Annotated in this window: 20 protein-coding genes and 4 pseudogenes; 9 read left to right on the forward strand and 15 right to left on the reverse strand. The window is 71.6% G+C overall.

Annotated elements, in window-relative coordinates:
- Positions 1-17 precede the first annotated feature (17 nt).
- The 4 genes from ACH4F6_RS30850 to ACH4F6_RS30865 all read right to left on the reverse strand — a co-directional run bounded on the left by ACH4F6_RS30850 (position 18) and on the right by ACH4F6_RS30865 (position 3,131).
- On the reverse strand, positions 18-968 hold the full coding sequence (locus ACH4F6_RS30850) for an alpha/beta hydrolase (RefSeq protein ID WP_397963645.1): 951 nt from the start codon (positions 966-968) through the stop codon (positions 18-20).
- A 29-nt stretch (positions 969-997) separates the two neighbouring features.
- The gene (locus tag ACH4F6_RS30855; RefSeq protein ID WP_397963646.1) at positions 998-1,942 is read right to left on the reverse strand and encodes an NADP-dependent oxidoreductase; all 945 of its coding nucleotides are present in this window, start codon (positions 1,940-1,942) and stop codon (positions 998-1,000) included.
- A gap of 96 nt (positions 1,943-2,038) precedes the next feature.
- Entirely contained in the window at positions 2,039-2,614 is a 576-nt protein-coding gene (locus ACH4F6_RS30860; RefSeq protein ID WP_397963647.1) for an NAD(P)H-dependent oxidoreductase, read from the reverse strand.
- Between the two features lie 49 nt (positions 2,615-2,663).
- Positions 2,664-3,131 carry a cupin domain-containing protein gene (locus ACH4F6_RS30865; RefSeq protein ID WP_397963648.1) on the reverse strand — a complete coding sequence of 156 codons (468 nt, stop codon included), beginning with the start codon at positions 3,129-3,131 and terminating at the stop codon, positions 2,664-2,666.
- Positions 3,132-3,417: 286 nt separating this feature from the next.
- Between ACH4F6_RS30865 and ACH4F6_RS30870 the strand changes: the two genes are divergently transcribed.
- A complete protein-coding gene (locus ACH4F6_RS30870) occupies positions 3,418-3,921 on the forward strand; it encodes a MarR family winged helix-turn-helix transcriptional regulator (protein ID WP_397963649.1) in 504 nt (167 codons plus the stop codon).
- Positions 3,922-4,031: 110 nt separating this feature from the next.
- Here the strand turns inward: ACH4F6_RS30870 and ACH4F6_RS30875 are convergent, their stop codons facing one another.
- Together ACH4F6_RS30875 and ACH4F6_RS30880 are read right to left on the reverse strand one after the other, a co-directional pair.
- On the reverse strand, positions 4,032-5,015 hold the full coding sequence (locus ACH4F6_RS30875; protein WP_397963650.1) for a helix-turn-helix domain-containing protein: 984 nt from the start codon (positions 5,013-5,015) through the stop codon (positions 4,032-4,034).
- 92 nt (positions 5,016-5,107) lie between these two features.
- Complete coding sequence (locus tag ACH4F6_RS30880) at positions 5,108-5,986, reverse strand: alpha/beta fold hydrolase (protein WP_397963651.1); 879 nt, start codon at positions 5,984-5,986, stop codon at positions 5,108-5,110.
- Positions 5,987-6,098: 112 nt separating this feature from the next.
- Between ACH4F6_RS30880 and ACH4F6_RS30885 the strand changes: the two genes are divergently transcribed.
- The 3 genes from ACH4F6_RS30885 to ACH4F6_RS30895 all read left to right on the forward strand — a co-directional run bounded on the left by ACH4F6_RS30885 (position 6,099) and on the right by ACH4F6_RS30895 (position 11,127).
- On the forward strand, positions 6,099-8,036 hold the full coding sequence (locus ACH4F6_RS30885) for a BTAD domain-containing putative transcriptional regulator (RefSeq protein ID WP_397963652.1): 1,938 nt from the start codon (positions 6,099-6,101) through the stop codon (positions 8,034-8,036).
- 383 nt (positions 8,037-8,419) lie between these two features.
- Entirely contained in the window at positions 8,420-8,920 is a 501-nt protein-coding gene (locus ACH4F6_RS30890) for a cupin domain-containing protein (protein WP_397963653.1), read from the forward strand.
- A gap of 188 nt (positions 8,921-9,108) precedes the next feature.
- A complete protein-coding gene (locus ACH4F6_RS30895; protein WP_397963698.1) occupies positions 9,109-11,127 on the forward strand; it encodes an AAA family ATPase in 2,019 nt (672 codons plus the stop codon).
- Here the strand turns inward: ACH4F6_RS30895 and ACH4F6_RS30900 are convergent.
- Positions 11,105-11,884, reverse strand: a pseudogene (locus ACH4F6_RS30900) (transposase family protein). The gene ACH4F6_RS30895 and the pseudogene ACH4F6_RS30900 sit on opposite strands and share 23 nt — an antisense overlap.
- A 278-nt stretch (positions 11,885-12,162) precedes the next feature.
- Positions 12,163-12,948 (reverse strand): hypothetical protein, encoded by a 786-nt coding sequence (locus ACH4F6_RS30905; protein WP_397963654.1) that lies wholly within the window; start codon positions 12,946-12,948, stop codon positions 12,163-12,165.
- A 141-nt stretch (positions 12,949-13,089) separates the two neighbouring features.
- On the opposite strand from ACH4F6_RS30905, the pseudogene ACH4F6_RS30910 reads away from it, so the two are divergent.
- Positions 13,090-13,356 (forward strand): annotated as a pseudogene (locus tag ACH4F6_RS30910) (FAD-dependent monooxygenase); the annotation flags it as partial.
- 411 nt (positions 13,357-13,767) lie between these two features.
- Here ACH4F6_RS30910 and ACH4F6_RS30915 read toward each other — a convergent pair.
- From ACH4F6_RS30915 to ACH4F6_RS30930, 4 genes and pseudogenes are all read right to left on the reverse strand, one after another.
- Positions 13,768-14,259, reverse strand: a complete 492-nt coding sequence (locus ACH4F6_RS30915; protein ID WP_397963655.1) for a hemerythrin domain-containing protein — start codon at positions 14,257-14,259, stop codon at positions 13,768-13,770.
- 260 nt (positions 14,260-14,519) lie between these two features.
- A complete protein-coding gene (locus ACH4F6_RS30920) occupies positions 14,520-14,921 on the reverse strand; it encodes a transposase (RefSeq protein ID WP_397963699.1) in 402 nt (133 codons plus the stop codon).
- Positions 14,846-15,058: pseudogene (locus tag ACH4F6_RS30925) on the reverse strand (hypothetical protein); the annotation flags it as partial. The gene ACH4F6_RS30920 and the pseudogene ACH4F6_RS30925, both read right to left, overlap by 76 nt.
- Before the next feature lie 223 nt (positions 15,059-15,281).
- The gene (locus ACH4F6_RS30930) at positions 15,282-15,842 is read right to left on the reverse strand and encodes a TetR/AcrR family transcriptional regulator (protein ID WP_397963656.1); all 561 of its coding nucleotides are present in this window, start codon (positions 15,840-15,842) and stop codon (positions 15,282-15,284) included.
- Positions 15,843-15,957: 115 nt separating this feature from the next.
- Between ACH4F6_RS30930 and ACH4F6_RS30935 the strand changes: the two genes are divergently transcribed.
- Positions 15,958-16,644 (forward strand): SDR family oxidoreductase, encoded by a 687-nt coding sequence (locus ACH4F6_RS30935; protein ID WP_397963657.1) that lies wholly within the window; start codon positions 15,958-15,960, stop codon positions 16,642-16,644.
- Positions 16,645-17,067: 423 nt separating this feature from the next.
- On the opposite strand, the pseudogene ACH4F6_RS30940 reads toward ACH4F6_RS30935, so the two are convergent.
- The 3 genes and pseudogenes from ACH4F6_RS30940 to ACH4F6_RS30950 all read right to left on the reverse strand — a co-directional run.
- Positions 17,068-17,592 (reverse strand): annotated as a pseudogene (locus tag ACH4F6_RS30940) (transposase family protein); the annotation flags it as partial.
- On the reverse strand, positions 17,513-18,469 hold the full coding sequence (ppk2, locus tag ACH4F6_RS30945) for a polyphosphate kinase 2 (RefSeq protein ID WP_397963658.1): 957 nt from the start codon (positions 18,467-18,469) through the stop codon (positions 17,513-17,515). The gene ppk2 and the pseudogene ACH4F6_RS30940, both read right to left, overlap by 80 nt.
- Before the next feature lie 32 nt (positions 18,470-18,501).
- On the reverse strand, positions 18,502-18,744 hold the full coding sequence (locus ACH4F6_RS30950) for a DUF6411 family protein (protein WP_397963659.1): 243 nt from the start codon (positions 18,742-18,744) through the stop codon (positions 18,502-18,504).
- Between the two features lie 244 nt (positions 18,745-18,988).
- On the opposite strand from ACH4F6_RS30950, the gene ACH4F6_RS30955 reads away from it, so the two are divergent.
- The 3 genes from ACH4F6_RS30955 to ACH4F6_RS30965 are packed head-to-tail and all read left to right on the forward strand — an operon-like array spanning position 18,989 to position 21,656.
- Entirely contained in the window at positions 18,989-19,822 is an 834-nt protein-coding gene (locus ACH4F6_RS30955; protein ID WP_397963660.1) for a lysostaphin resistance A-like protein, read from the forward strand.
- Positions 19,822-21,000, forward strand: a complete 1,179-nt coding sequence (locus ACH4F6_RS30960; protein WP_397963661.1) for a sensor histidine kinase — start codon at positions 19,822-19,824, stop codon at positions 20,998-21,000. Before ACH4F6_RS30955 ends, ACH4F6_RS30960 begins: the two co-directional genes overlap by 1 nt.
- Positions 20,997-21,656, forward strand: a complete 660-nt coding sequence (locus ACH4F6_RS30965) for a response regulator (protein WP_397963662.1) — start codon at positions 20,997-20,999, stop codon at positions 21,654-21,656. The genes ACH4F6_RS30960 and ACH4F6_RS30965 overlap by 4 nt, the downstream gene beginning before the upstream one ends.
- Positions 21,657-21,720: the final 64 nt, after the last annotated feature.

A 21,720-nucleotide genomic window follows, 5' to 3' on the forward strand; every position in this document is an offset into this window, starting at 1 on the left:
GCACGCTCGGCGTAGGTTCAGATCGACTTGAGGACTCGGATGCGGTCGGTGACGGCGCGCCGTGCGACGTCGGAGTTGAAGGCGATGGAGTCGAATTCGTGCGGGGCGCCGGGGTGCAGGTGGAATTCGACCGGCACCCCGGCGCGGCTGAGTTTGGTGGCGTAGGCGGTGTCCTCGTCGCGGAAGACGTCGAGCTGGCCGACCTCGATGTAGGCGGGCGGCAGGCCGGTCGCGTCCTCGAGCCGGGCGGGAGCCGCCGTCGCCGGGACATCGGGCCCGCCGGCGGCTTCACCGAGCAGGGCCGGCCAGGCGGTGAGGCTGTCGTCGTAGGACCACAGGAGATAGGGCGCGATGTGCGGGTCCGGGGTGGTGGTGCGGTCGTCGAGCATGGGCATGAGCAGGATCTGGCGGGCGATCTTCGGGCCGCCGCGTTCGCGGGCGAGGATCGTCAGTGCCGCCGCCATGCCGCCGCCGGCGCTGTCGCCCATCACGCCGATCCGGTCGGGGTCGACGTCGAGTTCGTCGGCGTGCTCGTGCAGCCAGCGCAAGGCGGCGTAGGCGTCTTCGAGCGGGGTGGGGAAGGGGTGTTCGGGAGCGCGGCGGTACTCGACCGACAGCATCGGCACGCCGCTGGTGGACACGTAGCGGGCGACGGGCCCGTCGAACAGGTCGATGTGGCCGAAGATGTACCCGCCGCCGTGGAAGAACAGCACAGCGGGGCCCGTGGCCGCGCCTTCCTTGGTGTACCAGCGCATTCTGATCCGGGCACCGTCGTCCGAGGTCGCGTGGTGGTCGCTGGTCTTGACGTCGGCAGGGATCGGCTGAGCCGTTCCCGCGGCGCCGATGATCGGCTCCCACAGCGCGCGGCGCGCCGCGATGTCGCCTACAGCCGGTGGTGTGACGTCTGCCATTGCGCCGGCCATCGGGGCCAGCGCCGCGGCGATCTCGAGGTCCAGGCTGAGTGCCATGGCCCTTTCCTTTCGGTGGAGGATCGGTGTCAGGCGGCGGACGGGACGACGATGACCTTGCCGTGCAGCGCGCCCTGGGCGGCACGTGCGTGGAGCGTCGGCAGCTCGGCCAGCGGCACCCGCTCGGCGACGTCGACGCGCAGCTCGCCGCGGTCGATCGACGCCACGAGCTGTGCCAGCCGGCCGGCGTCGCTGCGGACGAACAGGTCGATGCCCCGCACATCGCGCTCCTCGTCGCTGGGAGCGGGCATCCACACAGTGGTGTTCACGAGGACCCCGCCGGGACGGACGAGGGTGACCAGCGCGGCCAGTTCGGCCGGGTCGACCGGTGCGAGGTTGAGTGCGACGTCGACCGGTTCGGTCACCACCGCGGTCACGCCGGTGGTGGTGTGGTCGATGACTTCGTCGGCGCCGGCGGACCTGACCGCTTCGCTGCTGCGCGGGCTGGCTGTGGCGATGACGTGGGCACCCGCGTTCTTGGCCAGCTGCACGGCGTAGCCGCCGACCGCTCCGCCGGCGCCGTTGATCAGCACGCGCTGCCCGGCCGTCAGTTTGCCGTGGTCGAACAGCGCCTGGTAGGCGGTGAGGCCCACGAGCGGCAGGGCGGCGGCATCGGGCAGCGGGACGCTCTTGGGAGCCGGCGTCAGGACCTCGGCCGGCGCGAGGACGTACTCCGCGGCGGCGCCGTTCCCGTCCATCGGCAGGAAGCCGATGACGTCGTCGCCGACCGCGATGCCGTCCACGCCCTCGCCCAGCGCGTCGACGGTGCCGGCGACGTCGATGCCGGGGGTGTGGGGCAGCACCACCGGGATGGGGCCGCGCATGAAGCCGCCGCGGATGTTGCCGTCGACGGGGTTGAACGACGTCGCGGCGACGCGGATCCGGACCTCACCGGCGCCGGGGGCGGGCTGCTCCACGTCCTCGTGGCGCAGGACGCCGGGGTCGCCGTACTCGTGGAAACGCACTGCCTTCATGTCGGTTCTCACCTTCACTTCGATGGGAGTTGCTTCGAATTCGAAGCAACTGTCGTGATGGTATCCCTGCTTCGAATTCGAAGCAAGTGGGGCCGGTCATGGCCGGCGCGAGCGGATCGCCGCGGCGAGTTCGGCGGCGGCTCGGCCGATGCAGGCATGCAGCCGCCCTGCATCGCTGCGAGCCGCGGTCCGCCAGTCGGCGGGGTCCGCGACGACGACCGTGGGCACGGGGTCGGCGTGCACGTCGGTCAGGCGCCTGCGTACCACCTGCACGAGGTCGGGTGGCTGCCAGCGGGAGCCGCTGTTGAGCGCCAGCAGCACCGGCATGCCGGAGAGGACTCCGTCCCCGAGGACGGCGAAGAACGAGTCGAACACCTCGCTCGGGGACGCGGCGAGCACCGGGGTCGCCACCACCAGCCCGTCGGCCGCCACGACCGCCGCGATCGCCTCCCGCAGGTCGAGGCTGGCGCGGCCCCGGGCGGAGTGCTGCGCGAGGTCGGCCGCCAGCCGGTGCAGCTCCAGCACCTCCACCTCGGCGCGCGCGCCGCCGGCCGCCAGTGACCGGCACACAGCCTCCGCGACCCAGTCCGCGAGCAGACGAGTCGGACGCGCATAGCCGACGCCGGCGCTCACGACGGCCAAGGACACCGGACTCCACGCGGCGGTGCTCATCCCGGCATCGTGTTCGTGGATTCTTCCCTGCGGCCGGGCTGTGGTGCCGTCACCGCGCAGGGCCGAGGACGACGCTGCCGGACAGTTCCGCGGCTTCGGTGAGCAGCTGCGCGGGGATCACGAAGCCCTCCGGGCGTGGCTCACGAAGGTCACGGCCCGTGTGGCGGAACATCTTCTGCGGCCCTCCGGGAGCCGAGATGAGCAGGAGGTCTGCCTTCTCGGAAGTGATGCGGCAGCCGTGCGGGACGCGCCGGGGCAGGAAGACGATGCCGCCCTCCTGCAACTCGTGCTCCTCGTCGCCAGCCCGGACCGGCGCCGAACCGGACAGGAGCAGGAAGACCTCGTCCTCGTCGTTGTGCACGGGCAACGGCGGCGCTTCGCCCCTGCCGGCGTCGAAGCGGCCGACGGTCGGCTGCCCACCGGTCGCCTCGGCGCCGAGCAGGGCGCTGAAGACGCTCCCGCCGATCCGCCCGCGTTGCCGCTGGTCCTCATGCGGTGCGAGACAGGGGATGCTCATGGCCGGTCCTCGGGATCCGTGGGCGGCGGCGCCGTCCTCCTTTCCGCAACCCTGCGCCGCGCCACTGCCCGATTTCCATGTTCTGCGGTGCTCAGTCGGGCCCAACGCTGCCCACACCGTGCGCTCACGAGGTCACGGCATCGGGCCGGTGAAACCCTCGCGTCCGCCCACTCCACCCGCCCGGGACGGCCCCGCGGTGCGCGCAGGAGTTCAGTTCCGGCTCCGCCTGGAGTGGTGGGACGGCGGCAGACCACACTCTTCGAATTCGAAGCAGTAGACTCCGGTCATGCCTGATTCACCGCCGTCGCTCGACCCCGTGCAGCTCGGCGCCTACTTCGACCTCGTCGAAGTGACCAGCCTGCTCCGGCACGCGGTCGAGCAGCAGCTGCGCGAGAGCGGCGATCTCAGCTATGTGCAGTTCCAACTGCTGGCCCGCCTCGGAGACTCGCCGACGGGCAGCCACCGCATGACCGACCTGGCCGACGGCGTCGTCTACAGCCGCAGCGGCCTGACGTACCAGGTGGGGCTGCTCGAGAAGGAGGGCCTGGTCGTCCGCGCTCCCTCACTGGACGACGAGCGGAGCATCACCGTCACCCTCACCGATGCCGGACGTGAGCTGCTCGCGAAGGTGCTGCCGGGTCACGTCGAGGTGGTCAACGGCCTCCTGTTCGCACCGCTCTCGCCCGACGACGTCCGGGCACTCGCCGATCTGCTGGCGCCGGTGCGCGACCACATGCGCTCGACGCCGCCCCGCTCGGCCGCACCTCGCCGCCGCAAAGGCGGAGCGTAAGGGCCCGACAGGCGTCGGAGCCCCGGCGACCGCGGCGGATCAGGACACGGCAGGACGCCGGGCGGCCCGCAGTCGCCGGTGCACCGGAACGGGATCAGAAGGCCGAGTCGTCAGGTTGGCCGGCGTGCGAACTGCGCCGGTGTCACCTGGTACTGCTTCTTGAAAGCGCGGATGAAGTGGCTGCTGTCGGTGAAGTGCCAGCGCGCGGCGGCCTCGGAGACGGTGAGGCGTGATCCGGGGCCGGTGAGTGCCGTGGCTGCTTCCTCCAGGCGTCGGCGGCGTATGTAGGCGCTGAACGACTCGTCCAGACTCGCGAAGGCCCGCTGCAGGGTGCGCAGGGAGACGTGCAGGTGCGCGGCGACGGCGGTGGGAGACAGGTCGGCGTCGGCGAGGCGGGCGTCGGCCAGGTCCTTGGCCGCTTGGGCCAGCGCCGGGGTGAAGGTGGGCTCGCGGTCGTCGAAGTGGTCGAGGACCAGCCCCTTGGCCAGTTCGAGCAGGGCGTTGCGGGACGCGTGCGCGGCTGCCGGGCCGAGGTCGCTCACGGTCCGCTGGACCATGGTGGTGTGTGCCATGAGGACCTGCGCCGCGGGCGAGGTGGCCTGCCCGGCGCGTGGTTTCCCGGTGACCAGGGACCGCAGAGCGTCACCGGGGAAGATGAAGATGCGGTTGCCGATCTCGGGTGTGGTGTGGAAGTGGTTCTCCGTCACGACGTGGTGCATGAAGTAGGTGCCGGCCGAGACATGGGCGTCACCGCCCTGGTCGTGCGGGTCCTGCAGGGTCATCGCACCTCGCAGCCCGACGTACAGCCTGATGTGGTCGTGCTCGTGCGTACCGACCGCCTGGGTGCTCACGGATGAGGAGGCCCAGAGTTCGTTGACGGCGGTGTCCTGCAGGGTCACCGAGCGCATGGTGCCCTGGAAGCCGTCGACCGTGGAAGTGCTGAACTCCGGCAGGGGGTACAGGCCTCCCATGCGGTCGTTCCAGGTGTCGACGAACGACTCCCATGTTTCCCGGCCGGAGCCGGTGCAGTCGGCGTCGGCGGTGAACGTGCCCGCCTTGCCGCTCGTTCCGGGGGAACGTGGTCCGCTGCTCATGTGTCCTCCGCGCCGACGAACATGCCGCCAGGATCCCCCATCCGGTGTCGCAAACATCCCGTGGCCCAGCCGACGAGCCGAAAACAGGAGGCTCAGCGGGCCAGCAGGTGCTGGATCGCCGCCGCGATCTCGTCGGGCGCCTCCTCGGCCATGAAGTGTCCCGCTCGGGTCAGCCGGTGGTCCAGGTCCGGCGCCCACGCCTTCCACACCCCGGCGGCGTCGTAGCCCAGTTGCGCGCCCCAGTCCTGCTGGACGACCGTCACGGGCATGGCCAACTGCGATCCGGCGTCCAGGTCAGCCTGGTCGTGCAGGACGTCGATGCCCGCCGAGGCCCGGTAGTCCGCGACGATCGACGTCACCGCCGCGGCGCTCGCCCGCAGGTATTCGGCACGCACCTCCTCGGGCATGGCGGTCGGGTCGTCGGCCCAGGCGTCGAGGAACGAGCCGAAGAACGCGTCCGCACTGCCCGCGATCATCGCCTCCGGCAGGCCCGGCGGCTGCGCCATCAGGAAGAGGTGGTAGCCGACCGCCGCCGAAGCACCGTGCAGGACGTTCCACATGTCGAGCGTCGGCACGATGTCGAGGATGCCCAGGTGCGTGACGGTCTCCGGGTGGTCCAACCCCGCCCGGAAAGCGACCAGGGCGCCCCGATCATGGCCGACGAGGGCAAAGCGCTCGTGGCCGAGCGCCGCCGCCAGGGCCACGACGTCAGCGGCCATGGTGCGCTTGGCGTACACATCGGGGTCGGTGGCCGCCGGCTTGTCGCTGGCGCCGTAACCCCGCAGGTCAGGACAGATCACCGTGTGCTCGCCGGCGAGCCGCTCGGCGACGTGCCGCCACATCAGGTGCGTCTGGGGAAAACCGTGCAACAGCACGACCGGGCTGCCGCTGCCCCCGACGGCGGCGGCCAGCTCCACACCGTCCGCACCGGGCAGGCGGACGTGATCGAAGCCGGGAATGGTGAGCATCACGAGGGACCATCCTTTCGAGTCGGGCACGTGACCGGATCAGCTTGGACGACGGCGATCAGCAGCCGATCAGTACGGTTGGGCACCGCCGGCCCCTGGCACGGAGGATGGGGGCATGCGAATCGACGTGCTCGGTGCGGTGCGGGCCCTCCGTGACGACAGCAGCCCGGTTGACCTGGGCGGACCCCGCCATCGTGAGGTACTCGCCCGGCTCGTCGCCGCCGAGGGACGGATGGTCACCACCGACACCCTGGTCGATGACCTGTGGACCGATCCGCCGGTCCGCGCCGTGGGCGCTCTGCGTACGTTCGTCGCCGCGCTGCGCCGCGCCCTCGAACCCGACCGGCCGCCCCGCAATCCGCCACGCGTCATCGTCACCGAAGGTCCCGGCTACGCGCTGCGCCTTCCGCGCGAGGACGTGGACGTCCATCGGTTCCAGGACACCCTGGCCCGAGCCCGCCGCGACCCCGGCGCGGTGACCGACCTCGGCGCGGCACTCGCGACCTGGCGCGGACCCGCCTACGCCGATGTGACCGGCTCCGCCTGGGCGCAGCGCGAGCGGACCCGGCTGGAGGAGTTGAGGTTGGAGGGGGTGGAACTGCGCGCCCGTATCCTCCTCGACTCCGGGGAAGGGGCCGATCTCGTCGCTGAGCTGGGTGCCCACGTCGCCGAACAGCCGTGGCGCGAGCCGGCCTGGGGGCTGCTCGCCCGCGCGCTGTACCGCGCGGGCCGTCAGGCCGACGCGCTGGCCACCCTCCGCCGCGCCCGCGCGATGCTCGTCGACCAACTCGGACTCGACCCCGGTGCCGGCCTTCGGCGCCTGGAGACGGACATCCTCAACGGGGCCGCGCTCCCCGAAGGAGCACGTACCACGTGGACCGGTCATGGTGTCCGGCTCGGCCCGCGCACCACCGTGGATCTGGCCCGCACCCTCGCACTGGCGGGTGGCGACGCCCTCGTCCACTCGCGGCGCGACCGCCTCGCCGCCATCCAGGCGGCGGAACGCACGGGAGATCTCTCCCTGACCGCCCGGATCATCGGCGCCTACGACGTGCCCGCCATCTGGAGCCGGGCCGACGACCCCGAGCAGTCCCGCGCCGTCGTCGCGGCTGCCGAGCGCACGCTCACCGCGCTCGGCCCGGACGGCCCCGCCGACCTGTCCGCCCGCCTCCTGGCCACGATCGCCACCGAGAGCCGCAGCGCCGATCTGTCCGGGACTGAACGGAAGCGCGCGCAGCAGGCGGCGAGCCGAGCCGAGGAACTGGCACGGAACCTGGCCGATCCCGCCCTGTTGGCCTTCGCCCTCAACGGGGTGTTCCTGCAGTCCTTCACCCGCCCCGGGCTCGCAGCGGCACGAGACAGGACCGGCGCCGAGATCCTCGACCTGGCCACCCGGCACGAGCTGCCGAACTTCGCCGTGCTCGGCCGACTCGTCCGCCTGCAATCCGCCTCGGCCCTCGGCGACCTCCACGCCGCGACCTCGCACGCCCATGCAGCCGACCAGCTCGCCGCCACCACCGAAGCGCCCCTTGTCGGCGTCCTCACCAGGTGGTTCAGGGCCCGGTCCGCGGCCGCCCGCAGCACCGAACCCGGCGGACCGACCGCCGCCACGGCCGCAGCGCACTACCGCGCTGCCGAAGAAGCCCTCCGGACGGCCGGAATGCCAGGGCTGCACCGCGGCCTGTTCCCGCTCGCCCTCCTGGGACTGCGCCTGCTGCACGACCGGCCCGCGCCCACCGACCCGCACCTCGACTGGGGACCGTACCGACCCTGGGCGCGACCCCTCGTGCTCCTCGCCCAGGACCGGGGCGAGGAGGCCCGAACCGCCCTCGCCGCGGTACCCGAACCACCGCATGACCACATGCAGGAGGCCATGTGGTGCCTGACCGCCCGCGCCGCCGTACGCCTCGACGAGCGCAGAATCGCCGCGCGCGCTGCGGCTGCCCTGCGCGATGCCTGCGCGGAACACGCCGGTGCCGCCGGCGGAATGCTGACCCTGGGCCCGGTGGCCCGATATCTGGCAGAGGCGGAAGCGTGCGCCGGAACGGGATGAGCGGCCCAGATCCGCGAACCCCGAGCCCGTCCGCGCTCACCCCACCCCCACGGCCCCGGCGACATCAGGTCGCCATGACGTTCAGGGGGCATCCGTCGCCCGACGCCAGGCGGTCGGTGTGCCGGCGACGGCCTCGACGCCACGCGGCCGATGAACATGTCGCCGGAATCCCATCCGGTGTCGCACACGTACGCGCTTCCTCCGCACGGCCGTTCCTACTCTTGGCTGCAGTCCAACCGTTGACGATCTTCCGCCCGCGGGTGCCGCCGACCGCGCCGCCGCCCTGCACGCCGGCGCCGCCGCGGGCGCACTGCCCGGTGGCGACGTCGTCGTCGCGCCGGCGACTGATACCCCCCTGACCGACCTTCGAGGAGACAACCGCGATGATTCCCGATGACGATCCGTCCCGGTCGCTGACCGTGGCGCACCCGGACGACCCCGGCACGACGTATGTCTCGCTGGTGGGCAACACGTACGCCATGCTGGTCACCGGCGAGCAGACCGACGGCCGGTACTGCCTGATCGACATGCGCGTGCCCGACGGCGGCGGTCCGCCGCCGCACCGGCACGACTTCGAGGAGATGTTCACGATCCTCGAGGGCGAGATCGAGTTCACCTTCCGCGGCGAGAAGCACACGGTGCGGGCCGGGTCCACGATCAACGTTCCGGCCAACGCGCCGCACAACTTCCGCAACGTCTCGGGTGCGCCGGCCCGCATGCTGTGCATGTGCACCCCCGCCGGCCAGGACGAGTACTTCCTGCGCATCGGCGATGTCGTCGCGGGCAAGGACGCACCGCCGCCGCAGCTGTCGGAGGACGAGCTCATGGAGCGTCGCCGCCGTGCGGCCGAGCTGGCCGCGACCTACCGGAGCGAGTTCCTCTAGCCCACAGGGCCGGCGGGCCCGGGCGGCCCGCCTCCGAGAGTTCGACGTGGCCTGGGACCGGCACACGGGCCCGGGCCGGTCACGGATGCGGCCGTGTCAAGTGGTGTGACCGTGATGAGCAGTCCAGCGGCGCGACCGCGGACAGGCCGACTGTTACTGCTGTCTCCGAGGAGCACAGATTGGGAGCGGTGAGACTGGCGGACCGGCTGGCCGCGGCACGAGCCGGTGCGCTGGTGGGCAGAGAACCGGAACGGGCAGTGCTCGACCGGATGCTGTCGGGCGCGGCGGACACCCCGCCCGTGGCCTACCTGCACGGTCCCGGTGGCATCGGCAAGACCTCGCTGCTGCGCTACGCCGCGTGGCAGGCCGAACTCAGCGGCCGCCGCGTGGTGCACGTGGACGGCCGGTTCCTCGACGCCGATCCGCGCCGGCTGGAGGAGGCCGCGGCCCCGGCGTGCACCGAACCCGGCACGGTGCTGCTCATCGACACCTTCGAACAGTGCCAGCCCCTTGAAGCGTGGCTGCGCGAGACTCTCCTGCGGCGGCTCGCCGACCATGCGATCGTGATCCTGGCCGGGAGGATCGCCCCCGACATCGAATGGTCGCTGGACCCTGGATGGGCTCAGCTGTTCACCGCGTTGACCGTGCGGCCGCTGGACGCCGCCCAGTCCCACGCCCTGCTCGCCGCGCGGGGCGTCCCCGCCGAGCAGCGTGACCCCTTCGTCACCTTCGCCGGAGGCAGCCCGCTCGCCCTCTCACTGGCCGCCTCCGTGCCCGCCGCGGCGCCCGGCACACCGTGGGAGCCGACCGGCGACGTCCTGACGACCCTGGTCGAGCGGCTCGTGGGCGACCTGCCCAGCGCCGTCCACCGACGCGCCCTCGAGGTCGTCGCACAGGCGTACGTCACCCGCGAGCCCCTGCTGCGCGCAGTGCTGGGCGACGAGGACACCGACACGGTGTTCCCCTGGTTACGTCAGTTGCCCTACATCGAGGCCACGCCCGAAGGGCTGCACCCGCACGACGCGGTGCGGGCGACCCTTGGGGCCGACCTGCGCTGGCGGGACCCCGAGCGCCACGACGACGTCCGCGTCCGCGTCTCACTCGCAGGTCTGCAGGCCGTACGCGGCGCCGCCGAGGACGAGGCGCTGCTGCGGGTCGCGGAGTGGATGTTCCTCTTCCGCGATCAGGGAGGTCCGAACGACCTGTACGACTATCGGACGTACCCGCACATCGAAGACGCTCCGCTCCGGCCCGAGGACGTGCCCAGCGTGTTGCGCATGGCCGAGGAGGCGGAGGGCCCGGCATCGGCGGCCGCGGTCGCGCACTGGGTGCGCCGCCAGCCGGAGGCCTTCCGCGTCCACCGCTACGCGGGCTCCTGCGCGCCCGTGTCGTTCATGGCCGTCCTGCGGCTGGACGCACCACGGGCCGAGGACCGTGCCGCAGACCCGGTGATCGCGGCGGTCTGGGACCTCGTGGAGGCGGCGGCCCCCCTCGGGCCGGGCGAGCATCTGGGCATCCGGCGCTTCGCGGTACAACCCGGCGGGCACCAGCGGCCCTCACCTCTGATGGAGCTCACCAGCCGGCGCACCATCGGCGAGGAGATGAGGACCCACGGACGCGCGGTGACCTTCACCGTCTTCGAAGACGCCGACCGGTGGGGGCGCTACCTCACCGAGGCCGGGATGCCGGAGCTCGCGGCTGTGGACGTCGGCGGGCGGCGACAGCACATCTTCGGCCGGGACTGGCGACGGCAAACAGTGGAACAGTGGGTGCAACACCGGGCTCGCGCAGCGGTCACACCCGTGACGACATGGCCCACACCTGCCGCCACGAGCGGCCCAGGCGACCAGCTGCCGCGCGCGGCGTTCGCGGAAGGCGTGCTCGAGGCGCTGCGCACCTGGCACACCCCCCGCGAATTCGCCACCAGCGTCCTGCTGCACTCACCTCTCGTGCCGCATGGCTCACCCGACCCGGCCGCTGACCTTCGCGGCGCCATCATCACCGCCCTCGACGCGATACAGACCGATCCCGCGGGCGTCAAAGCCCACGAAGCTCTCACCACCACTTACATCACGGCCTCCCACACCCACAAGGCCGCCGCCCGACGACTCGGGGTGCCCTACGGCACCTACCGGCGCCACCTCGCCCTGGCCAAGGAACGCCTCATCGAGCAACTGAGCGCTTTCAGCGTTGCCTCTCCAGGGTGAGGACGGCCTCGGCGATCGACGTCACGTGGTTCGGGCTGATCCGGGATCTTCGGAAGATTCGCCAGGACTCCAGCAGTGCCATGCCCCGTTCGACGGGTGCCCTGGACGTGGCCAGTTCTCCCGGTTGACCGGCTGCTGTGCAGGGGACAACTGCCCGCCGGGCGGCTGTCTGCGCCCGGTGGTGACCCAGGGGCCGGCGCCCTGGTAGGCGCGGTCGGCCAAGACGGGCACGCCTTGGCCGACCGCGGATCCGGATGATCCGGCGGGTGCGGGCTGGGGGCTCCCCCGGCCGAAGGCTGGGGGAGGTCAGGTCGTGGCACCGGCCTGGCAGGGCCGGGGAGATCCACAGCACCTGCCCGGCCGGGTCGGTCACGCCCCGCATGTTCACGCCGTGGCGACGATGCTTGTACGAGTAGTCGGCCCGGCCGTCGCCCACCCGGTCGCACTCGGCGAGCGTCCCGTCGGGCAGCACGCACTCCGGTTCGTGCTCGCGCAGGACCTTCAGCGGGCCGGGCGCCCGGGCGGCCAGGAGGTCGGTCACCGCGGTGATGCGGGCGTGGGCGGGGCCGACCGAGATGCCGAAGCCGGCCGCTGTCCGGGCCAGGGTGTCGTGCTTGCGCAGGTACACCAGCCCGACAAGCGCGCGTTGGTGCGGCGGGAGCGTGCGGCGGCGGTCACCCTCGCGGGTGACGATGAGCACGGTGACCCGTTCGACCAGCGCATGAGGCAGGTCGGGTGCGGCAGGACAGTAGACCAACGAGGCACCCGCGCTGATGAGTCGAGACTTCGAACACCTCCCTCAACGGCACAGGCGCCTCGTGCGTTGCGCCCACCCCGCCGTCACCCCATCGGTGGGCGCTCTGAAAGCGCTCGGTGGAGAAGAGCCGAAGGGATCAGGGACGGCACCGGATCTGTGAACGGGAAGGACGGGCCGCGCTCCCGTCGGGCGGGGCGTGGGATTCGGAGTTCGTGGAAGGTGCCGTCGCGGAGCGTCGTGGAGAGCACGTCGCCCCGTTGCCCCGCTCGGGTCCGCGATCAGTTGTGCTCCTCGTCGATGGTGACGGCGACCCCGTCCTCGACCTGGACGGCGACAGCCACGCCGCCCTTCTTGGCCGCGGCTTCGAGGTCTTCCTCGGTGCAGGGCGTGACGGTCTCCGCGTCACCGCAGATCCAGCCAGCGCCGTTGATGACGGTGTCGGTGGCGGTGAAGAACGCACGCTCGTCACCGTCGCGGCTGAGGGAGTACTTGCCCGGGGCCATGTACCCGAGCGTGCCGGAGAAGAGCCCCGACCTCTCGCCCTCGCCCGTGCCGTTGCCGCCGCCGGTACCGGTGCCGCTGTCGGTGTGGTCCTCGATGATGCTGACAGCCACTCCGTCCTTGACGTCGACCGTCGCTCCGAACCCCTTCTTGGCCGCGGCTTCGAGCTGCTCCTCGGTGCACGGCGTGGCGGCCTGGCCGTCCGCGTCACCGCAGATCTTGCCCGCGCCCTCGATGTCGGTGTCCTCGGAGGTGAAGAACGCCTGCTCCACGTCGTTCGCGTCCGTGACGGTGTACTTGCCGGGGGCGAGGTAGGAGACCGTGCCGACCCACTTGCCCGACACCATGCCGCTCTTCGAGCCCTTCTCGCCCGACGGGGACCCGCTGCCGGTGCCACTCCCGCCGTCGTCGGACTTCCCCTTGGCGGCCGAGCCCGAGGCCGTGGCCCCGGTCGACTTGCCGCCGTCCTCCGTGTCCTCTCCCTGACAGGCGGTCAGCAGCATCGTCGTGGCCACCAGGGCCGCGGCGGCGAGGACGGACTTGCGGCGGTGCGTGCGAAGCATGGTGGGACTCCCCCTGCTGATGGTGATGTGGCCGGGCCGGACTGGTCATTCCGGCTGGTCTCTGCCTTGTCGATCACCATCCTGAACGGTGCGGCGACCCCCTGGGAAGCGCGGTTACGGTGTCATGACACTCCTGTCGTGATCACGAGACGCCGCTCCTACGTCCCCGAGCCCATGCGGCACGGCCGCCCCTTCCTCGCCGGTGACGCCGCGCGCATCGTGCCGCCCACCGGCGCCAAGGGCCTCAACCTCACCGTCGGCGACGTGGTCACCTTCGCGCGGGCCCCGGCCCACCGCACCGAAACCGGCTCCGACGAGCTGCTCGACGCCTGCTCCGCGACCTGCCTGCGCCGCGTCCAGCAGGCCGAGCGGTTCTCGTACGACATGACGCCCATGCCGCACGGCGCGCGACCCCAAGCCCCTGCACGTGCGGCAGTGGACGTGCGACCGGTGCGCCACCGTGCACGACGGCGACCACAACGCGGCCCGTAGCGTCCTGCTCGAAGGACGCCGGATCGTCGCCGCCGGACGGGCGGAGACGCCAAACGCCTGTGGAGCGCCGGTAAGACGGGCACGCGTGCCCGCACAGCGCGGTGAAGCAGGAAGCCACCGGAAGGGTCCCACGACCCAGGCCGGAATCCCTGGACTTTGGGCCGGGGAGCACGTCAAACGGATACGGAGAGCCCGTTCGGAGTGCGTATCGGTGTCACGACTGCGTTCCCGCACGAGGCCGCTGATCACGCACAAGGCGAAAGCCCCGACCCAGGTCTGCGCGGTGGTCGCCGGGGACGCCGGTTCCCAGGCCTTGTGGCGATGCGGTCAGGACTTGACGATGCGGCGCACGTTGTCGACTGAGCCGCAGCCGGCCTTCAGGTGACGCTCGCGCTCCTCCAGGAACGCCGCTCCCAGTTCCTCACGCCGCTCCATGGCCACGTTCTCGCGCGCACCGTTGAGGATGGTGCGTTCCTCCTCATCGGCGTGATGGGTGACGGCCTCCGCCAGTTCCTCCAGCTTGGAGTCCCACTCGTCGGACCCGACTTCCTCCACCTCCAGGAGGGCCAGGAGGGCCTCGTTGCCCTCGTCGTGCTCGTGCTCGCCGTGCTCGACCTCTTCGTCGTCGATGTTCTTGTACCTCTTCAGGGCGGGGTAGACCTTGGCCTCCTCGGCCAGCGCATGGGCGATCAGCAGGCCGGCGAACTCCTCGAGTGCGGCGGCGCGGTCGGCTTCGATGCTGCGCATCAGGCGGAACAGGTCCTCCATGCGCCGGTGGTCCTGAAGGATGAGCTCGACGACGTCCTGTGTCTGGGACATGGCGGGGCACCTGTCTTCCTTGCGAGCGGTCATGGTCACTACCCCTTACCCCCACCGCCTGCGTTAATGGCTTTCGGACGCCACTCACCACGACCGGTTTCCTCGGGGGGTGCCCAGGAGGGAGCGTCCGCTGGAGGAGGGGGGCGGACCACTGCTGCGTCTGGCTGCGGGGCTACGCCGATTACCGGGACTCTTGCAAAAAGCCCCGGCGTTCACGCCGGGGATGAATGCGTCTCAAGGCTGCTTTGACGTGAGCCTTGCTACTCCAGCAGGGGCAGGAGTTGGGTGACGTCGTGGCGGTTCCCGCCGGTCAGCGACACCGCGAGCGGGATGCCCTGGCCGTCGGTGACGAGGTGGTGCTCGCTGCCCGGGCGTGCGCGGTCGACCGGGCCGGGTCCGCTTTGGGGCCCCTGCGTGCGGCCCGGACGGGGGTGGGGGTGCCCCCGGCGAAGCCAGGAGGAGAGTCGATCACCACCCGGGACCAGTCCAGCTGGTTCTTCGACCGCATTTTGTTCAGCAGCAACTGGTGGAACCGGTCCCAGACGCCGGCCTCGTTCCAGGCCGCCAGGCGGCGCCGGCAGGTCATGCCCGAGCCGAGGCCGAGCTCCTGGGGCGGGTACTCCCCCTGGATGCCGGTGTGCAGGACGAACAGGATGCCACACAGGGGGCCTGATGGTCGGGCACCCGAGGCCGTCCCTCCACCTGCTTCGGCGGCGGCTCGGGCAGCAACGGCTCGATGAGCGACCCCAGTTCGTCCGACACGGTCCACGGCCGCGACCGACGCCTCCCCCCTTCCCACACCAACGAGCGCTCAAGCCGACAGTCACATGATCGAACCGCTTTTGTTGGAGCCGGTAAAGACCGGTTCCCGCGTTGCCGTTCCCGGAAGACTGGATCCGGCGGGGTGCACCGGGCCACCATCCGGTCGTACCGAACGCGCTGGGGAAGCCGACTGTGCCGTCAACGACGTGGCAGTGCATGTCCCGCGCGGGCTGCCCGGCAACGCGGCAGCCCGGCACTGATCAGCCGGATGCCGTCAATGCCGCGCGCGCGGTGGTGAGGATCTCCTCGGAGAGCGGGGAACCCTTGGTGGCCCGGGCCAGGATGAGCGCGCCGAGCATGGTGCACAGCCGGGTGATGCCGTCCTGGTCCTCGGTGGTGAGCCACTCGGCGAAGTCGCCCACGCCCTCGGTATAGATCCGGCGGGCCTCATGGTCTTCGCCTTCGCGCGCCATGTCGGTGGCGAGTGCGGCGACGGGACACCCGTCCGCCGGGCTGTCGCGGTGTTCGGGGGAAAGGTAGGCGTGGATCAGTGCCTGCTGGGCGGCGCCACGCTGCCCGCCGTGCTGCTCGAGTCCGTCCTTGTGGTGCCGGGCGAATTCGTCGAAGGCGTGGGCGGTGGCTTCGTCGATGAGCGCCTCCTTGGAGGCGAACTGCTTGTAGAAGCCGCCGTGGGTCAGACCGGCCGCCTTCATGAGGTCGGCGACGCTGACGTGCGTCCCCTGTTCCCGGAACAGCCGGGACGCGGTTTCCACGACCCGTCGGCGGTTCTCCTCCGCCTGCGCCTGTGACACGCGGCCCATCGGCCACCTCCCGATTGGATGTCGACTGGCATCTATCCTAGATCGGTGTTTAGATTGCATCCATCATCTAATTGGTGCGGGCCGCTCGACGGCGGCCGTGACGCTGGGAGTGGGCATGGAACTGAAGGACGCGGTCGCGGTGGTCACCGGTGCCAATCGCGGACTCGGGCGGCACCTGGCCGCCCAGCTCGTGGAGCGCGGAGCGAGGGTGTACGCGGCGGCCCGGCGCCCCGAGGCGGTGGACCTGCCGGGGGTCGTTCCGCTGCGGCTCGACGTGACGGACGAGGAGTCGATCCGGGCCGCGGCCCGCACCGCGTCCGACGCGACGCTGCTGGTGAACAACGCCGGAATCTCCACCGGAACTCCGCTGATCGCGGGTGACCTGGACGCGGTGCGCCTGGAGATGGACACGAACTTCTTCGGTCCGCTCGCCGTGACGCGGGCCTTCGCTCCCGTCATCGAGTCCAACGGCGGCGGTGCCGTACTCAACGTCCTGTCGGTCCTGTCCTGGCTGCATCCGGCCGGCCTCGGAGCTTATGCGGCGGCCAAGGCGGCGGCGTGGGCGCTGACCGGCGCGGCCCGGGAAGAACTGGCGGCCCGCGGTATCGTCGTCTCGGCACTGCACGTCGGCTACATGGACACCGGCATGGCCGCGAGCGTTCCCGCCGGTCAGAAGGTCGACCCCGCCCAGGTCGCCGCCCAGGCCTTGTCCGGCATCGAGGCGGGGCTGCCCGAGATCCTCGCCGACGAGACCACCCGGTACGTGAAGCAGCGCCTGGCCGCATCGCCGGACGCGGCGTGAGGCGCACATCCCCCACCCGGCGGCCTTGAGGCCCGGCGACGGACACCGCTCCGGTGACAGCCGCCTGCCGCGCCGGCGGGGGCACCAGGAAACCGAAACAACCTCCACGAAGCGTGTCGTACGGGCGGATGCCCGGGACGAACAGAGGCCACGTCTCCCTTCGGCCAGCCGGAACAGCGACTCCTTCACCGTGAACGGCGCCTCGCTCTTCTCCTGGCCGCCGTACTCGTGCATCGGCTCGGCTTCCAGCGCGCAGTCGCCGATATCGACGTCGATGACGCCCTGCTGGTCGGTGGAGCAGCGGTGGTTCCTGCTCGGGGCGGCCGGGCTGCGGTCACGGGTGGGGACCAGGGCGCCGTCCACGGTCAGCACCGTGCCGGCCGGACGCCGGCGCCGCACCGGGGTCAGGGCCGGAAGCGGAGCGGTGTGGTCGATGACCTGGTCCGCGGCCGGCTTCGAGATCCCGAACAGAGGTCCGAGCTGCCGCCTCGCGAGGTTCGTCCGCCAGTACGCGGCCACCAGTGGTATGCGGCTCTCCAGGGGCAGAGTCCACGGTCGGCCGCCGGTGGGCCTGCCGCCACCCCGGCGCCGCACGATCCCGACGAGCTTCCGGAACCGGCGACCGTTCGGTCCGGCGAACAGGCCCACCCACTGCGGCTCAGCCGCCGTCACCACCACGCTCACACCACGGCCATCACCTGCCTGACCAGGACTTACGGAACACCGTTCAATGGTCTGGACCAACACCGTCAAGACGTGTGCATGCCAAGAAGGGACGGGTGGCGACACGAGGGCGACCGCAGCCCGTGACGTGGTACTGACATGCGTCAGGGCCCGCCGTGCCGGGCGGGTCCTGACGTGTGAGGGGTCAGTCGTTGGTGGGGTGCTTGCCGGGGACGCCGACGCCGGGCGACAGCGGAGTGGGTGAGAGCGTGGTGTCCTCCTCACCGGGCTCCAGGAGGGTGTCGGCGGCGCCGACGATGAGAGGGTCGGGTATGCCCACCGCGTCGTGGTCCTTGCTCGCGTAGTCGATGCGTGCCAGCAGACTGCGCATGGTCTCCAGCCGGGCCCGCCGCTTGTCGTTGCTCTTGACGACGGTCCAGGGGGCGTGGATGGTGTCGGTGGCGCGGAACATGTCGACCTTCGCCTCCGTGTAGGCGTCCCAGAGGTCCAGCGAGGCCAGGTCGGTGGGCGAGAGCTTCCACTGGCGCACCGGGTCGACCTGCCGGATCGCGAAGCGCGTGCGCTGCTCGGAGCGGGACACCGAGAACCAGAACTTCACCAGCAGGATCCCGCTGTCGACCAGCATCCGCTCGAAGGTCGGGCACTGGTCGAGGAACAGCTCGTACTCCTCCTGGGAGCAGAAGCCCATCACGCGCTCCACGCCGGCCCGGTTGTACCAGGAGCGGTCGAAGAACACGATCTCCCCGGCCGTCGGCAGCTGCGCGACGTACCGCTGGAAGTACCACTGACCGGTCTCGCGTTCGGTGGGCTTGTCCAGGGCGACCACGCGGGCGCCGCGCGGGTTGAGCCGCTCGGTGAGCCGCTGGATCGTGCCGCCCTTGCCCGCCGCGTCACGCCCCTCGCACACGACGACCACACGCGAGCCGGTGTCCTTCACCCAGCGCTGGAGCTTCAGCAGCTCGATCTGCAGGACGCGCTTGGCGCGCTCGTACTCCCCGCGCTCCACCTTGCGGTCGTACGGGTAGTTCTCCCGCCACGTCCGGATCGGGCGTCCGTCCGCGTCCAGCACGATCGGCTGCTCCCGCCGGCTGGTGTCCACGGTGAGCCCGTCGAGCAGCTTCCGTGCGTCTTGCGCGTTCATCAACAGGCCTTCCGTTCGGCTCTCGCGGGGGATCAGAAGGGCATACGGCTGCGGGAGCGGCGACCGGCCGAACCGCTGCGGCCGACCGCGCGCGCACTGCTCCGGAACGGCTTGCTGAACAGCCGGCCCAGAACGCCGGGCGCCTTGCCACCGGCCCGCGCCCCGGCGCCGAGCGTCCGTTGCGTGCCGCGCTCGGGACGGCGCGAGAGGCGTGGGAGGAGGAACGCCAGAACGGCCAGGACCACACACAGGGCGACGACGGCGGCTATGACCACGATCGGGCTCCTTTCGCTGGTGAACGGACACACGAGTGCCCCGTCCGTTCCTGTCCATGTGGGGGTACCGCGTCGCCGCGGTGGACGACGACCGCCGCAGTCCCTGTCCCCCGTGGGGACTACGGGAAGGTGTCCACCGGGAGGTGACGATTCCTGATCCCCGTTTCCCTAGCGTTCCCCTCAGCCGCGGTGACCTGGCCGTGGACGGACAAGGAACCGGAAACGGGACCGAAGGAGCGTCGTCATGAAATCGGTGTGGCAGATCCTGGCCGTGGTCGCGGTCGGTGCGGTCGGGGGTCAGAGTGTGACCGCCGTCAAGGACGACCCGTGGCTCTCGCTCCTCCTGGGCGCTCTCACGGTCGTCCTCTCGGTCGTCGTCTACCGGTGGGTGGTGGGGCGCACCGAGGGGCGCCCGGTCGTGGAGCTGGCCCGGGAGGGCGCGCGGGGGGCGGTCCTGCGGGGGATGCTCATCGGTGTCGCGATGTTCGTCTGCGTCATCGCGAACATCGCCTTCCTCGGCGACTACGAGGTGCACGGCTTCGGCTCGCTGAGCGGAACGCTCGCCCTGGTCGGCTTCATGGCCGGCGCGGCCGTCACGGAGGAGCTGATGTTCCGGGGCCTGCTCTTCCGGCTCGTGGAGCGGGGCACGGGCACGTACGCCGCGCTCGTGCTGTCCGCGGTGCTGTTCGGCGCGTCCCACCTGCTCAACGAGAACGCCACCCTGCTGGGCGCCGTCGCCATCGCGATCGAGGCCGGCGGCATGCTCGCCGCCGCCTACGCCGCCACCCGCTCCCTGTGGCTGCCGATCGGCCTGCACTTCGGCTGGAACTTCGCCGAGTCCGGGATCTTCGGTGCCGAGGTGTCGGGCAACGGCGACGTCCACGGGCTGCTGGACAGCTCGACGTCGGGCGCCACGCTGATCACGGGCGGCGAGTTCGGGCCGGAGGCCAGTGTCTACGCCATCCTGGCCGGTGGCCTGCTGACGATCGTCTTCCTGCGGCTGGCCCACCGGCGCGGCACCGTGGTCCCCCGGCGCCGTGCCGAGCGCGTCGACGCCCTGGCTACACTCCCCCGGTGATGAGCCTTCAGACGGCCGGCCGGCTGTGGCACCGGCTGGACGTCGTCGTCCGCGACCTCCTCCTCGGCGTCCTGTTCCTCGTCGCGTCGTTCCTGCCGGGACTGCGCGGCCACGGGACGCAGGTCGGGGACCTGCCGACCCGCCCCTTCGACGCCCTCGCCGTCGTGGCCCTCGCCCTGGAGTGCCTTCCGCTCGCGGTGCGGCGGCGGTGGCCGGTCGTCTGCCTCGCCCTGGTGACGTGCGGCTTCGCGCTCGACCAGCTGCGCGGCTACCACTCGACCGCCGGCAGCACGCTGCCCCTCGTGCTGATCAGCACGGGCTCCCATCTGGAACACCGTCGCCGCACCACCGTGCTGCTCCTCTCCATGGCGTACGTGGCCCTGGCGATCGCGCTCTTCGCGCTGGGCTCGGGCGGCGAGACGCCGGAGGAGTTCGTGACGTTCTACCTGGTGCTGGCCCTCGCCTGGGGAGCCGGGGCGTGGCTGCGGTCCACCCGGGTCGCCGAGGCCGAGCGCCGCGAGCGGGTCGCGGCGGAGAGCCGTATCGCCGAACGCACGCAGATCGCCCGTGAGTTGCACGACGTGGTGACCCACCATGTCACCGCGATGGTCGTGCAGGCCGAGGCCTCACGCTACTTGGCCGCCGCGCCCGAGCGGCTCGACCGGTCCCTGGCCGCCATCAGCGACACCGGCCGCCGCGCCATCACCGACCTGCGCCATCTGCTCGACCTGCTCAATCCCGACTACGGCAACGGCATCGGCGCGGCGCAGGCCAGGGAGCCCAGGACGCCGGCCGTCGGCCGGATCCTCACCCTCGTCGAGCAGACCCGCCGGGCCGGGCAGCCGGTGGAGTTCACCGAGCAGGGCACGCCCCCGGTGTCGACCGGCAGCGCCGACCTCGTCGCCTACCGGGTGGTGCAGGAAGCACTGACGAACGCCCTCAAGTACGCTCACGGCAGCCGGACTTGCGTCCAGGTGCGGCACGGCGAGAGGGAGGTCAGCGTGGAGGTCAGCACGGACGGGACCGGCTCACGCAGCGCCGCCGCCGTCGGCGGCGGACGGGGCCTGGCCGGGCTGCGCGAACGGGTCCACGTCCTGGGCGGCGACTTCAGCGCCGGCCGCGGCGCCGACGGCGGCTTCACCGTACGGGCCCGCATCCCCGCCGGCGGCCCCTCGTGAGCGCACCGATCCGGGTCCTGATCTGCGACGACCAGATGCTGATCCGCACCGCTCTGGTCACCATCATCGACGCCCAGCCCGACATGGAGGTGGTGGGCGAGTGCGGGGACGGGCAGACCGGAGTGCGGCTCGCCCGCGAGGTACGGCCCGACGTCGTGCTGATGGACATCCGCATGCCGGTCCTCGACGGTCTGGAGGCCACCCGCCTGCTGGCCGGCGCGGGCGTACCGCACCCCGTCAAGGTCCTGGTCCTGACCACGTTCAACCTCGACGAGTACGTGTACGAGGCCCTGCGCGCCGGCGCCGGCGGCTTCCTCCTCAAGGACGCGCCGCCGGACCGGCTCCTCCACGGCATCCGCACCGTGGTCGGCGGGGCGGCCCTCCTCGATCCCGAGGTGACGCGCCAGCTCGTGGGCCGTTACGCCGCCCGCATCCGCCCCACCGGGAGCACCTCCGCCGACGTCCCGCTCACCCCCCGGGAGTTGGAGGTCCTCCGTCTCATCGCGGACGGTCTGTCCAACGGCGAGATCGCCGCGGTCCTCGTCATCAGCCCGGAGACCGTCAAGACCTTCGTCTCCCGCATCCTCACCAAACTCCAGCTGCGCGACCGCGTCCAGGCCGTCGTCTACGCCTACCGCCACGGCCTGGCGACCTGACGCCACGACGTGGGCGGGGCACCCCAGGGGCGTGGTGTCCGGCGGTGGTGTCCGGCGTTCGCCG

Origin of the sequence: Streptomyces sp. NPDC017936 (genome assembly GCF_044328485.1) — a bacterium.
GTDB lineage: Bacteria > Actinomycetota > Actinomycetes > Streptomycetales > Streptomycetaceae > Streptomyces.